8 protein-coding genes and 6 pseudogenes are annotated in these 13,465 nt (G+C 58.5%); 4 read left to right on the top strand and 10 right to left on the bottom strand.

Annotated features, from left to right (window positions below; all coding sequences use genetic code 11):
• Nucleotides 1-275 precede the first annotated feature (275 nt).
• The 3 genes from NKH30_RS32625 to NKH30_RS32615 form a co-directional block, all read right to left on the bottom strand.
• Complete coding sequence (locus NKH30_RS32625) at nucleotides 276-1,583, bottom strand: ATP-grasp domain-containing protein (RefSeq protein ID WP_352998111.1); 1,308 nt, start codon at nucleotides 1,581-1,583, stop codon at nucleotides 276-278.
• 334 nt (nucleotides 1,584-1,917) lie between these two features.
• Nucleotides 1,918-2,214: a hypothetical protein gene (locus NKH30_RS32620; RefSeq protein ID WP_352998109.1), complete on the bottom strand. Its 297-nt coding sequence runs from the start codon at nucleotides 2,212-2,214 to the stop codon at nucleotides 1,918-1,920.
• A gap of 397 nt (nucleotides 2,215-2,611) precedes the next feature.
• Complete coding sequence (locus tag NKH30_RS32615; RefSeq protein ID WP_352998107.1) at nucleotides 2,612-3,019, bottom strand: hypothetical protein; 408 nt, start codon at nucleotides 3,017-3,019, stop codon at nucleotides 2,612-2,614.
• Nucleotides 3,020-3,482: 463 nt separating this feature from the next.
• On the opposite strand from NKH30_RS32615, the gene NKH30_RS32610 reads away from it, so the two are divergent.
• Complete coding sequence (locus tag NKH30_RS32610; protein WP_352998105.1) at nucleotides 3,483-4,856, top strand: amidase; 1,374 nt, start codon at nucleotides 3,483-3,485, stop codon at nucleotides 4,854-4,856.
• 484 nt (nucleotides 4,857-5,340) lie between these two features.
• On the opposite strand, the pseudogene NKH30_RS32605 reads toward NKH30_RS32610, so the two are convergent.
• From NKH30_RS32605 to NKH30_RS32590, 4 genes and pseudogenes are all read right to left on the bottom strand, one after another.
• Nucleotides 5,341-5,532 (bottom strand): annotated as a pseudogene (locus tag NKH30_RS32605) (transposase zinc-binding domain-containing protein); the annotation flags it as partial.
• A gap of 8 nt (nucleotides 5,533-5,540) precedes the next feature.
• Nucleotides 5,541-6,024 (bottom strand): annotated as a pseudogene (locus tag NKH30_RS32600) (tyrosine-type recombinase/integrase); the annotation flags it as partial.
• An 18-nt stretch (nucleotides 6,025-6,042) separates the two neighbouring features.
• Nucleotides 6,043-6,400: pseudogene (locus NKH30_RS32595) on the bottom strand (IS110 family transposase); the annotation flags it as partial.
• 264 nt (nucleotides 6,401-6,664) lie between these two features.
• Entirely contained in the window at nucleotides 6,665-7,411 is a 747-nt protein-coding gene (locus NKH30_RS32590; protein ID WP_352998103.1) for a LuxR family transcriptional regulator, read from the bottom strand.
• A gap of 509 nt (nucleotides 7,412-7,920) precedes the next feature.
• Between NKH30_RS32590 and NKH30_RS32585 the strand changes: the two are divergent.
• From NKH30_RS32585 to NKH30_RS32575, 3 genes and pseudogenes are all read left to right on the top strand, one after another.
• A pseudogene (locus tag NKH30_RS32585) lies at nucleotides 7,921-8,259 on the top strand (IS66 family transposase zinc-finger binding domain-containing protein); the annotation flags it as partial.
• Nucleotides 8,260-8,982: 723 nt separating this feature from the next.
• Entirely contained in the window at nucleotides 8,983-9,429 is a 447-nt protein-coding gene (locus NKH30_RS32580; RefSeq protein WP_352998101.1) for an SET domain-containing protein-lysine N-methyltransferase, read from the top strand.
• A gap of 447 nt (nucleotides 9,430-9,876) precedes the next feature.
• Nucleotides 9,877-11,255: pseudogene (locus NKH30_RS32575) on the top strand (IS1380 family transposase).
• 382 nt (nucleotides 11,256-11,637) lie between these two features.
• On the opposite strand, the gene NKH30_RS32570 reads toward NKH30_RS32575, so the two are convergent.
• The 3 genes and pseudogenes from NKH30_RS32570 to NKH30_RS32560 all read right to left on the bottom strand — a co-directional run.
• The gene (locus NKH30_RS32570) at nucleotides 11,638-12,342 is read right to left on the bottom strand and encodes a hypothetical protein (protein WP_352998100.1); all 705 of its coding nucleotides are present in this window, start codon (nucleotides 12,340-12,342) and stop codon (nucleotides 11,638-11,640) included.
• A gap of 234 nt (nucleotides 12,343-12,576) precedes the next feature.
• The gene (locus NKH30_RS33335) at nucleotides 12,577-12,663 is read right to left on the bottom strand and encodes a hypothetical protein (protein WP_502911547.1); all 87 of its coding nucleotides are present in this window, start codon (nucleotides 12,661-12,663) and stop codon (nucleotides 12,577-12,579) included.
• A gap of 81 nt (nucleotides 12,664-12,744) precedes the next feature.
• A pseudogene (locus NKH30_RS32560) lies at nucleotides 12,745-13,000 on the bottom strand (DUF4372 domain-containing protein); the annotation flags it as partial.
• Nucleotides 13,001-13,465 lie beyond the last annotated feature (465 nt).

The following is a 13,465-nucleotide window of genomic DNA, read 5'->3' as shown; positions in this document are numbered from 1 at the left end:
CGCGCTCGAAGCGCTCTGTGCTGAACTGGTTTTTCCGATCCGTCTCTCATCGACTGTCGCGCCATACCTCTCCGTGTGACCTTCCTACACCTGCGACGACCTCGACCGAGCTGCTATGCTGCCACGGCCGGAGCCCTGTAGGTCCCACCTCTTGCCATGAGCGCCCAGACGATGCGGAGGCGATCTTGCTCGTTGTAGGGCTTTGGGAACAATCCAAGTCCACTTGCGTCAATCCGGCGCGCCCGACGTCTCTCGGCGCGGATATGCGGCGACGATCACATCTTACCCGGCGCCACCTTGGCTGGTTTGGGGAAGTAAGGGGCCGGAGACTTTTCCTGTTCGCAAAAGGTCGGAAATGGTGTGATCGACCAACTAATCAAGTCGACGGCATGCTGAAGTATCGTCGCAGTCTGAGCACGGCTGGGTGAAGTGGCGATGACAGATCCGAGGAAATCTCGGTCATCGCCCTTCCTGGCAATCAGCGTCTTGGGTTCAACATATAATTTGACCTCGGCAACACCCGATACCGCAGCCGCCCGGGTGTCGCCATCGACCCAATCGAGGGTGCCATCGCGTTCAGGAATTAGGAACCGCGCGGCCGCGGTGTGCGAACGCCTTCTGCGAAAACTCCATTCGCCGCCCATCACAAGCTTAATGTGCTCAGTAATGAGATCGACACCGTAAGCCAGCTGAACCAGTTGGGGATCCGTGCCAGCAAGACGCGGATTGACTTCAATCACGACCGGGCCACGCTTTGTCCACCGGAATTCAATGCACGTTGGGCCCCAACCAAGGCCGAGAGCTTGCAAACAGCCCAGTGAAACATCGGCGATACGGTCCTGCTCGTCGTCGGTCAGCGGTGCCGGAAAGGTCAATGCACGAAATACGAAATGCGGTGGGCAGTCGAAGTCAGCGGCGGTAATTCCAATGACCTCATTCCCCATTATATCAGCAATATAATGTGGGCCTTCTGCGAATTCTTCGACCAGTATCTTAGGCGAAGACCGCCACACCTGCTTTGGCGAAGACGGCCACATGTGCTTCCTGCTCAGCAGATAGGTCGAATGTTCGGCCAGCTCATCGACGTTGTGGCACAATCGAACACCGCTGCTGCTGCTACCTACGGCAGGCTTAAGGATCACCGGCAGGCCAATCTCGGCGGCAGCGCTTTCCACCTCCGTCGCATTCGCTGCCAAGCGATAAGCAGGTATTGGAACGCCGGCGTCCGCGAGGAGCTGACGTTGAATGAATTTGTCGCAGCATCGTGCAATCGATGTGGGGTTCGGTCCCGGTAGATTGAAATACCGGGCAAGCTTGCCAGCTGTCGCGTAGACCGACTCCAGGGCGCTGGTAATGGCAGCAATGTCATAGGTCGCGCGTAGCTGGGAACATTCGCGGATCAGTGCATCAAGATTGTCTGTATCGACACAGATTGCCTCAATCCCTTCTGCGGCAAGATAGTCGTATCGAGCCGGATTGGCCGACAGGGTGATTGGATGGAGGCCAAGACGCTGGGCCGCTTTAGCGTAAAGCGGTCCATTGCTCCTTGTGCCTTCAATCAGGATGAGCACTTTTCTTGTCATGTGTCTTAACTCCTACGTTGCGTGCTGTGCGGCGGTCCGAGCGTAAATCGGCATCACCTTTCCAGCCGTGCCTAACATCAGACTTTGTGAGGAAGGTACCATTGTCAGCGCTTGGCAGTCGCAAAGATTCAGCAAATTTTATTTTAAGTATTTTTGATTATCAGCGGCGTCGCACGAGGCACAGCCCGCCCAGTGGGCCAACCGTTTGGCGATGGTTCGCCGCTTCGCACGCTATTGCAGCGCCATCGACCCGAGGACGGTCATTCCGCCGACCGACCTCCGTCCTCACAGGTATCGTCGGCCATCGTCCCATAGATTTATCGCGACGAAGAGATCACTCGACTGATCGACGCAACGACGGCATTGCCTTCGACGGTCGGCCTTCGCCCCCCGCACATATGCCACGTTGTTCGGCTTGTACGCCGCGACCGGCATGCGCTGTAACGAGCCGCTGCGCCTCGATCCTGGCGACATTGACCTCGTTGATGGCGTGCTCACGGTCCGCGACACGAAGTTCGGCAAGTCGCCTATGTGCCTCACCTGTTCGACGCAACACGCCCTCCGCAAAGTAGGCGGCGAGTGGGCTGAGATCCGCGCTCACCTGCGCCGCCTGGCGGGCGATCTGGAGCAACTGCCCGAACACCCGGGTTCCGGTCCGAGGCGACAGACATTACGGCAACCACAGAGACTACCGTTTGCGTCGTGGACGAAGGGGGGCCGAATTTGCCGAGAGATGGAGGTCGCAAGTCATCCGGACGATCTTGTGCTGAGGCATTGAAGCCCCCCTGGAACCCGATCCGCGGGCTTGAGGCCGCCTCCTGTCACAATGGTTAGATGATGCGAGTTAACCTGTTCCGGCCGGTGGAGGCGGCGTGGGCACAGCTGTCACCACATTGCGGCAAGTCATCCCACTTTCAGCCGGACGACAATTGTTGGGATTCGTAGACAGCCTTTAGATCGATCTGACTGTCTGGTAGCCGGGGCGCTTCTGCAGGAAATCCTTTATTCGCCAGACGTTACCGTTGCGGTCAAAGCCACTCGACAAAGTCGTGCGGGGTAGATAGTGCAGAGCTCTGCATGCGGATTTCCGACGCGAAGCCGGCCGCCATTCCGATCAAAGACCGGGCCACCGTTCCGATTTGAAGCCGGCCGGCGTTCCAATCAAAAACCGGCCAGTTTTCGGCGCTGAAGATTACCTCCTGGGTCAGCAACTTTGGCATCAAGTGCCCCGCGGTAAACGGGGAGATTTTGATGCCGGCGAAGAGAGGGCTGACCATGAGACAATTGAGACAAATGCTACTTGCCGGAGGCGGGACGAGCTCCCGCGAGATAGCAGTCATGTTGGGGATAGCGCGCAGCACGGTGCAGGATAACCTGCAGCGCGCGGCAGCAGTTGGATTGACCTGGAGCTTTTCGGCCGAAACGGCGTAAAGCAACCCTCAAGAGCACCGTAGCCAGCGAGCGGCACAGCGGTGGTCATCGATGTTCTTCCGTTATGGTCGGGTTGCTGACACCAACCTGCTTCGAAGGAACTATCGATGACAGACGACATGATGAACCTCCCGCGCGTAGAGAAGATCCCCGATGCCGATCTCCTGCGACTTCCTGAGACACGATCCCATGCAATGTTTAGCTACAGCCCAAGTGACCACCCGGGAATCCACGAACGACTAGATATGTCGATGCGCCATCTAAGTGTTAGATGGGTCAAATCTCCAAACGATGTTGGACTTCGGCGGAAATCGAGATCGATTAGTGAAGATCGTGCTTTTTGCATGCCGCCATGCCCATGGCCGATGCCGGTCAAAGAACGGATAACCGCTAATGAAACTAAGTGAATACGTAGAGTATGATGCCACGAGTTTGGCCTCTCTCGTCAGGGCAGGCGAAGTGACGCCCATGAAACTGACGCGGTTGGCCCGCGAGGCCCACGATGACGTCAATCCTCGCATCAACGCCGTAATTGAAATCTACGAAGATGCTGAAACAGTTGCCTGCGCAGGCGGAGGGCTCTTCCATGGAGTGCCTTTCCTTCGGAAGGATGTCGGGGCCACCGAAGCTGGCCGCCTCGAAGAAAAAGGAAGCCGTCTGTTCATAGGCTATCGTCCCAACACCGACAGCTTTTTTTTTCGTCGCGCTCGGGCCGCCGGGCTGCGGACTATCGGAAGAACGACTACATCGGAGCTCGGGATGTCCGGAATGACCGAGTCCGTTCTTAACGGCATCACGGCAAATCCGTGGGATTTGGAACGCTCCGCAGGGGGCTCCTCCGGAGGATCCGCGGCAGCGGTCGCCGCTGGCATCGCACCTATCGCGCACGGCAACGACGGTGGCGGATCAATTCGAGTCCCCGCCGCTTGGTGCGGTCTTGTAGGACTGAACCCGTCCCGCGGGCGTATTTCCGGCGGCCCGAACCAACAGGACGCCTACTTTGGCTGTACTCGACAGTTTGTACTGTGTCGGACAGTACGCGACGTGGCTGCCGCACTAGATGTCTTTTCCGGCCCCCATCCCGGCGATCCATTCATCATCGTCCAGCCGAACCGTCCCTATGTAGAGGAACTTTCACGGCCCACAGGCACGCTGACAGTGGGGGTCGCCAGGACGAAGTGGGGCGCGGTCAATCTCGACCCGGAAGTCCAACACGCCGTCGAGTCAACGGCCACACTTCTAGAGGAAATGGGGCACATGGTGACCGACATTGAGGCCCCATATGAATCCATCGAGTACACTAGGATGATGCTAGCCGGGTTAAGTTCCAGCGCAAGTTCACTTGAAGACGCGGCGCGGGCCATGGGTCGTACGATAAATGCGGATACCCTGGAGCCCATCAATCTCAAGCTTTATGAATATGGCCGGAACTCGCAGGGGCGTATACAGAGCGTGGAAGAGGTCTCGCGGAGAATGCGATTCCGCGTAGGCGAAGCGATCAATGCCTTTGACATCCTGCTGACCCCTACGATGCCAACGGTGGCCCTACCGCATGGCAGCATCTATAGTACGATCAACCCGACGCTATCCGCGGAGGAATTCAGCGAAGCGAATGCCGCGCTTTACCAGTACACTGCCGTATTCAATGTCACAGGACAACCTTCCGTGTCCTTGCCTTTGGCACAAAACGTCAACGGCCTTCCGATCGGGATTCAGATCGTCGGACGGTTTGGCGACGAGGCCACGCTGGTGCGTGTCTCACGCGATCTGGAGGAGGCTCGACCGTGGAGCCGTCGACGACCGAGGGTTCGAGCAGGGCACACCCAAGCAGTTCTGATCTGAATGCATTCAATCTATCGAAATCAACGCTTCCACGCGCAATCGCCGGACGCGCGCAGCTTTCGGGTTGAGTAGCCTCGGACACGATTGCGACAAGCATCGAACGGTGCTCACGCCCCCACCCTGCGGTTCGCCGGCTGGCGCCGGGGCAGCCTCGCCGATACGATGGCGATGTGTGCTGGCCGATCTTTCGTTCAAGTTCGACGATGCGCCGGCGTGTCTTGGCTAACGCATCGGCGCGCCGCTGTTCTGTCGGCAGGGCAGAACCTGCCGCCAAGGTTGGCTGATCCGGCGGCGCATGGGGTTCATCAGTCAGTCGACTGACGTTTTCCGCGTTTGCATCCGCAAAAGGATGGCGAGCTTCTCTTCTTCGGCAACTGCTATCTCTCTTCCGGCCTTTCCCCAGTTGCTGTGATTCAGAAACTGTCCCCTATTTATCTGTCTCAGTCGGGGCCAACTCCCCATTACGGAATTGGCCCATAAGGTAGGAGTTATAGGAGACGCGGGCATGTGCGCAGTCCTCACAGGCCTCGACATGGCCGCCAAGCGCCGCAGTCCGGCAGAGCTCGATCGCCTACATGACGCGGCGCTCGACGCGGCCGAGATGGCCGTCATGGGCAAGACGATAGGCATGATCATGGCGACGGCAGATATCCGCCACCTCCAGCTCGGAGCGCACCGCTGGGCTCAGGCGGGCGGCACCACCTCCAGCGTCAGGCGGTCGAGCGGGCTGTGCGTCCTGGCGACCGTGCTTGTTGCCACATGGGTGTAGCGCGCCGTCATCGAGAGGTTGTGCCCAGCAGCACCTGATAATCTGGATATCCGTACACTCTCAAGCAGGTGAGTCGCAAAACTGTGGCGCAGACGTATACGCTCGCCCGCTTGACCAAAACCCGCCTTGGTCGCGGAGCCGCAGGCAGCATGAAGGACCTGCACGTCGATCGGCTTGTCGCCTCGTCCGGGGATCAGCCATTCCTGCGGGCGTGTCAGTCGCCAGTAGGTCGGCAAGATCCCGAGCACGCTGCGGCGACAACATGACCGTGCGATCCTTGGCCCCCTTGCCGTGGCGGACCTGGATCACCATCCGGTCGCGATCGATATCCGCCACCTCGAGGCTCACCGCCTCCGAGGCGCGCAACCCCGCGGCATAGGCGGTGATCAGCGGTGCGCGCCTTCAACAATGCTGGCGCCGCGCGGTGATCAGCGTGCGGATCAGCATGCTGTCGAAACCTTTGACCCGAACCTCTCGGTAGAAGCCGACCTCGGCCAGATGTTCCAGGCCATCGGCATCGTTCGCATCGGTCTTGTTCGCGGCCATGTCGAGCGCGGCCTTGGCTTGCCGCGCGTCGATGCAGATCACCGGCAGCCCCTCTGCCGTCAGCGCATGGTAGAACCACACCGACAGCGGCCCCGTCCTCGAACACAACCCGCCGGGCATAGGGTGCGCGCTTGCGGATGACTGCCGCGAGCAGCTGCGGGTCGGATGCGCACTTGCCCCGCCAAATCCTCTTGCCGTCCTGCCGGATCGATATTGCCGTCTCTTTCATGGATAGTTGAGTAGGCGGTAAGCGCCGCGCCGCCTTGCAGCGACCGGTTTCTCACCGCACCGGGTCACCGGAGGCGGTGCCCCGCCCTCGGTTCCCACAGAACGTGGCGTGCGGAGCTACGCACCACGCTCTTCGGCAGTTGGTTCACAGCACCGCGAGTGCCTGCAGTTCCCTAAGCCAACGGAAATCTTTCAGCGCTTGGCTTTTGGAGCTGCGGCAAAGCTGCGGGAACGCGATCTGGGATTGCCGTCTTCCGGCAACTTTTTAGGCTTCGATAATTCCGAGGCTTAACGCCTTTATAGCAGCGACCGTTCTGCTTGTTGTACCCAATTTCCGCATCACGTTTTTTAAATGGAAGTTCACGGTATTTCCTGTTATCCCTAGTATAATTCCTATTTCCCATGACGATTTACCTCTCGATGTCCAAAAAATGCACTCTTTTTCCCGAAGAGATAGGTTATAAACTTGCTTTGGTGCACTCGAATTAACAAATTTCGCTATCCTAAGATGGAAATGCAAGGCGGCTATTTCCAAGTAGGTGATCGTTCTCTCTTGGAATTCGCGGTCCGAGGGTTGAGCAAAACTCATGATCGTAAAGCTGCCAGCGGGGCCGTGTAATGGAACAGTAACGCCTGACCTTAGGCCGAACGTCGCCGCTTCGTCTAACACGCGCCGTTCATTTTCAGTCGTGCTTGCATCAGTGTACACTTCGCTCCATCGGAAGGCGGCTACCCCCTGTCGACTTTTCTTGATGATCGGGTCTATTCTGTCATAGCCCATTTTCAAGTAGCGCTCCTGCCATTCATCGGGGTAATTCAACATGACCGCCGAATCCTGTCTGGGCGGCTTCAAATCCTTCTGGTTGGGTGCAAGAGGACCGTAGGCGATCCACGGGCAATCAAAATTCAGCGCAAACGCACACAACAGATCGAACAACTGTTCGGATTGAGCGATATCATCAGTCTTGTCGAGAAATCGGCATAACTCGACCGCAATCCGCGGGAGTTCCATGGTCGCTCCTTCAGTTGCGTTGTCCCGGTGCCCAAATCAGACGGCTGTAAGAGCTTGTGGGTCTATGCCCCGTCGTCGCCAGGCCAGCATCTGCGCTGTCAATGCGGATCTGTTCAGAGCTCCTGCCGCCACCAGGGACTTTCAAAAATCGTGCCAGCTTGGCAGCAAAAGATTTTCTTCAGGTTTTCGACCGACTGGATAGGGTACGCAGCAAGCAGGCCGATCAACAATGTGTCGCAGATTCGACAAACCGTACAGTAGGCGTCAGTTGCTGATATCTCCGGATGAGACGGATCCGCTTCGTTGTGAAATCAGCATTTTTTCCCGTGGACCCTAAGACCACGGCGTGTCGGCGCCGACATGACACCGCGGTGAAGAACATTATTTGTAGTCAAAGTCTTTGCGTGGGGTCCGATTCCGATTTGGGACCCGAAGCTCAGCTTGGCCAGCAATCCCGTGCACGCTCCCAATCCCCTGTCATGTCACTGAAGTTCATCCGGCGAGCGTCCGCCAAGGAGCCGTTTCCCGAGCACCTGCCGCGCGAGCGCGTCGTCATCGCGCACCATCAAACTGTACGCGCTGCGGTTCGGCTAGGCTGGCGAAGCTTGGTGAGGACATCACCGAGACGCTGGAGATGATCCCGCGCCGGTGGAAGCCGATCCAGACCGTGCGCGCGATGTTACCCGACGCTTCACGCAGCCGCCCGCACCCTTCCACTGACGCCGCGCGGCTTTGCCGGGCCGAACCTGTTGGCGATGATTCTGTTCGGGAAGTTCGCTCAGCATCAGGCGCTGAACCGGCGGAGCGAGCGCTATACCCGCAAAGCCGTCGACCTCAGCCTTTGCACGTAATATCTCTTCCGCGGCTAAAGCCACCCACGCGAATTGGTAGGTATGACGAGCTTGAGGACAAGCTATATTCGCTCTCGAATCACAAGGGGAAATGAATTCTTGAGAATGAAGGCCTTGAGTTTTGTCCCGCAGAAGACGCGCACTGCCGATCCCAGCGATGTGTTGGCCTTAGCGGAGGAGGTGTCCCGTCGTCGGATAGGGCGTAGGGGGAGGCATAGCGGCGATACCTGATTGGCCGAATCCTCGATGGCAGTTCCGTTGTGTGCGATCCTGGAGAGTAGGCCCTCATCAAGCACATCGCGGACGATACGCATATGCACGATGCGGATGCTTCGGCGAAGACGCTGGTGAGGATGTGGTCGGTTGACCCCGGCATGATGGCTTTCAGATGTTTCGATGAGCGGTGTCCGAGCCGGGGGACCGGGAGCGGCTAGTATCAGCTGCGCATTTGAGCAGCGGCTTGTAAGCGCGCGATGGCGGCGTTGATTTGATGCTCTCGCCCCCAGAGCGACCAGGCCATGATGAATGACGGGCGGATTGGCGGCCTAAGTAGGAATTGCGCGCCAAGCAGGAGGTTTGCGGCGAGAACAGGCGAGCCTCGTAGGCAAGCGGGAATCGCCCCCGGCCGTCGGCTTCTTTGAACTCACCATTACTGGCGAATGACGGCCAGAAGCTTAACGACAGCCACTTCAGTGGTGAACACAATGTGGGAAACACTCCATGCTCAGCAACCAAGAAGGAACATACGATGTGGACAAGATCTTCGATCGCAGCAACACTGTGTACATCAAAAACGTGCCCCGAAAAGGCCGAGGTGTATTTGCCAATATTCCATTCAAGGCTGGAGATGTAATTGAGCGTGCTCCATCATGGGAATTTGATGACGCGACCGCAAAACTGTTGGATCGTACGGGACTATTTGAATACTACTTCGTGCGTCACGATGGGAAAATCAAAAAGGAATTTCTGGCGAGCTACGTTGTTTTTGGTTTTATTTCGATAGTGAATCACTCTTCGTATCCAAATGCAGAAACAGTTTGGACCGATACAAACTCCGGCGCGTGGGCCAGCCTCGTGGCAATAAAGGACATAAGGGTGGACGAGGAAATAACGCACCGCTATATGAATATATCTGACTACCCTAAAGCTATAAATTTCGTTGAATGAAGTGTAAGGTGAGTCGCTGGCCATCTGGATCAAGTTTTAGTCTTGTGGTAGTCGTTTTCCGTGATCTTTTGCTTCAGCAATGGAGCGTGGCAGGACAGCGGAGGGCCAGTTGAGTTGGGGCGCGATGCTCATCGCCGCCTCCCGCCACCGGCCAAGGCTGCGCGATGGACGCGCAGCCCGTCTGTATCGAGCCGCGGATATATTATGGTCGATGTCCGCGAGCGGTGCCGCAGCACATCGCCCATCTCTTCGAGCCACGCGCCCTCGTTCCCTGGCCGTGTACAAGGCTATGACGCAGGAGGTGCGATCCACATTGGGGTGTGACGGGCTTCTGGCCGGTCGCGACCTAGCCCGAATATCTCACATTGTTGAAGTGCATCGGGGTTACTCCGAATCAGAGAAGTTGTTTTTGCGACAACAGCTTAGCTTTGATCTAGGACCACCCCGATGCAAACAGAGTGTATAACAGATCGGTTCGATTTTGCACCTGTTGAAAAGCGCGCAGTTGTGGCTGGTTTTGACGGCGGAACAATCACCTCTGATGCCGGCGCGCTGTTGTTGGGGCTGACGGACCGGGCGATCGGGCTGGTTGACCGCTTTGCCCGTTGCTTCATGGACGTCCGCAATGCCGCATTGATCGAGCACGCGGTGAAGACGCTGGTGGGCCAGCGCATCTTCGCGCTCGCACTCGGCTATGAGGATCTCAACGACCACGACGGGTTGCGCCATGATCCGGTGATGGCGGTGCTGGCCGGCAAGCTCAAGGCGCGTCGTCACAAGAAATGTGCGGCAGTGGCCGGCAAGTCGACGCTCAACCGGCTGGAACTGAGCCGCCCGCAGCCTTCGCGCTATCACAAGATCAGCCACGATCCGGCGGCGATCGAAGCGTGTTCGTCGCTCTGTTCCTGGGTGCACACGCCGCCCCACCCGACGAGATCGTGCTGGACCTGGATGCCACGGACGATCCCTTGCACGGCAACCAGGAGGGGCGTTTCTTCCACGGCTACTACGGCAACTACTGCTACCTGCCGCTCTACATCTTCTGCGGCGATCACTTGCTGTGTGCCAAGCTGCGCCCCGCCAACATCGACGCCGCCGCCGGCGCGATCGAGGAGGTCGAGCGGATCGTGCGCCAGCTACGCCAGCGCTGGCCCAAGGTGCGCATCGTGCTGCGGGCCGATTCCAGCTTCGCCCGCGAGGAACTGATGGCCTGGTGCGAGAACAACGCCGTCGGCTACCTGTTCGGCCTGGCCCGCAATGTGCGGCTGGCCCGACACATCGGGGTCGAACTCGAGCAGGCCAAAGCAGAAAGCAGCCTCACTCGCCGTCCGGCCCGCCGCTTCAAGGACTTCCTGTGGACCACCCGCAAGAGCTGGAGCTGCCGGCGCCGGGTCGTGGCCAAGGCCGAGTGGACACAAGGTGCGGCCAACCCGCGCTTCGTCGTCACCTCGCTCGATGCCGAGGCCTGGCCGGCCCGCAGCCTTTACGAGGATTTTTACTGCGCCCGCGGCGAGATGGAGAACCGCATCAAGGAATGCCAGCTCGACCTGTTTGCCGACCGCACCTCGGCCGCCACCATGCGCGCCAACCAGCTCAGGCTCTGGTTCGCCTCCATGGCCTATGTGCTGATCTGCGCATTGCGCCGCATCGGCCTGGCCAACACTCGGCTCGCCAGGGCGAGTTGCGCCACCATCCGCCTCAAGCTGTTCAAGATCGGCGCCCTGGTCAGCATCTCGGTGCGCCGCATCAAGCTGGCCATGAACTCAGCCTGCCCCTTCCAGCGCGAATGGGCCCTGACCTACGCCAGGCTCGCGGCAGCCGCTTGAGCGCCCCGGTCCACCCTCCCGTCAACAGCAAGCAACATCGCCGAAAAGCAACAATCGCCCTGCGGTCAATGCCGCTTGCACCAACCTCAAGCCCCAAACCGACCCCGCCATCAGTTCTTTACCGATAGACAGTATGAGAAATCCGGGCTAGCCATCCTTAAGGATGGCGTTGACGATCTGGCCCTCCTTAAACGCACGATGCGGCGCCACCTGCGCGTGGCCAACACCGTGCGGCACGTCGTCGGCCCACTCTCGCGAAGTATCGGCTCAACGTTTTGCCGACCTCGGCGGATAGCGGCTCACCGATGACGTTCACCGCCGCAGGGTGCGTAGCGGAGCGGCGAGTTGGCCAGCCATCTCGCTTGTGTGCTACCGGCGAGTCTTAAAGTGCAGGGATGCTCCCCGAAGCGCTCGAAAGCATCTTCAGCATATCCTCCCGGGTCAACCAAACGAGCCAGTCGTCTTCGTATATTCGCTGCGCGGGCAAGCGCAGGATTGCCCCATGTGGCTCTTTGTGCAGATAGCCGTTGCGATCTGCTACGCCTTTTTCAATATTCCAGCCAGCAACCAACGCGTAAATGAAATCCGGCGACCATTTAGCCCAGGCCAGTCCAAATGCGATCCGACCAAGGAAGGCCAGGAGACCGCGTCCCCGAAAATCCTCCCGCAACCAGAGGTCGCCGCGATATGCTACAAGCCCGGTAATCCCTCGAGCGGACGGTGCGTAGCAGTTGCACGAAGAACCAGGGCCTGCTTTGAGTTCAGGGTCCGCGAAGAAGGCCCTGAGCGTCCCAAGGTGCTCATCAAGAGTTGTATTGGATAGATCGTCCAGCCGCATTGCTTGGACATGCGCTACCCTATCTTGTCGGTCCCGCCCGATGATCCAAAAAGCCTTTCCAGCTAGAAGGTCAGAACAGTCTGGACGGAAGTTTGGATCAGTCGGTGACTTTCCGCGAAGCTTGCCAGTGATCCTAACATACTCCTCAAAATCGTCTCCCATTGTGATGTGGAGACCGGACTTGCGCGCCAGTTTGTACGCTGCACAGATGAACCTAGAAGCGTCCAACGTCGTCACGTTACCCTGCATGCCGATACATCCTGACAGCTAAAGGAGTGCGGCTTTTAATCTAGTTGGACACGGACCGATACTACGGCGTCTGATAGTTGACGTAACCTTTCACAGCCCACGACCTGTCCTCCGAGCCAACCAGGTCTTTGGCGCGACGATCAGGATGAGACGCCGTATTGTCTCACCGTGGAATGCTCCCGACCGACATTGTCGGTAGCCTTATAGTAATTTTCCCCACGACCGGCACCCGAATCAATTCGTCATCGGCTCGGTTGCCGGCTCGAACTGCATCGCGCCGAACACCATTGCGTGCGCCTTTTCCTTTCGCCAGATCTTCAAGCGGCGCTGCAACGTGCGCAGCAACTGATCGGGAATTGCCCCGGACGCTCCGGCTGCAGACGCTCCAGCAATTCACGGCTCGTCCGACAGGGTCGAACGTCGCAATCGGTCGCTGCCCAGATGATAATGGTGCTGCCTGTTGGCGTTCCAGCCGGCTTCCAGGCTGCGCAGGCTGTCGGCGCCACTGAGCTGCGCATAAACCAGCACCATCAGGTGGTCCCAGCTTCTGAACGACTTGTCATAGGCGTCCCCATCATGGCTACCACAACCGCCTCGAAGCTCCGACGATTGATGGGTTCAACAAAGCTTTCCAAGAAATGCGAGGCGTGAAGCGCATGGCCCGTCCCTTTTGTGAGTCTCGACAACCAGAAGGTAGACGGAAAAACGCCGTCTTACGGGGCATGCGCATGCGGCATTTCGATCCACCCAAAACTTTCGCCGGACAGCCCTGCGATCCGGCGGGAGGAGTGGACGCCGCTCCATAGCTGTGCAGAATCAGCGACGCCGTAGCGCATCTCGAACGGCGGCTGGTCGTGCACGCTCCTGTAGCGCCCGCAATCGCGGAAAGATCCAACTCCTCCCTGCCTAGCTAGGTTCCGTACCCGGTCGCCGCTCTTGGCGGCAGCACCAATATCCCGCTTGCGGCGGGCGCAGGCTCAGGAAGACGAAACCATTCTGCCGATCGGCTGTTGAGGCCATGCATATTTTCGGTTCGCCCACCTGGATCCGAAAGGCCGATCAGGCCTTTGCGGAATGGGGGAAAAGGGTGGTGGAGCGGTCATGCGGTTTTCATGAGCGCTCC

Source organism: Mesorhizobium sp. M1273, from assembly GCF_040318195.1.
Classification (GTDB): domain Bacteria; phylum Pseudomonadota; class Alphaproteobacteria; order Rhizobiales; family Rhizobiaceae; genus Mesorhizobium.
Note: the sequence above shows the minus strand (reverse complement) of the source record. Positions and strands in the feature narration are given on the sequence as shown.

Bases quoted from the DNA above. Each gene is read 5' to 3' on its own strand.
- NKH30_RS32625 (WP_352998111.1), bottom strand. From the start codon at position 1,583: ATGACAAGAAAAGTGCTCATCCTGATTGAAGGCACAAGGAGCAATGGA.
- NKH30_RS32610 (WP_352998105.1), top strand. From the start codon at position 3,483: ATGAAACTGACGCGGTTGGCCCGCGAGGCCCACGATGACGTCAATCCT.
- NKH30_RS32590 (WP_352998103.1), bottom strand. From the start codon at position 7,411: ATGGAACTCCCGCGGATTGCGGTCGAGTTATGCCGATTTCTCGACAAG.
- NKH30_RS32580 (WP_352998101.1), top strand. From the start codon at position 8,983: ATGCTCAGCAACCAAGAAGGAACATACGATGTGGACAAGATCTTCGAT.
- NKH30_RS32570 (WP_352998100.1), bottom strand. From the start codon at position 12,342: ATGCAGGGTAACGTGACGACGTTGGACGCTTCTAGGTTCATCTGTGCA.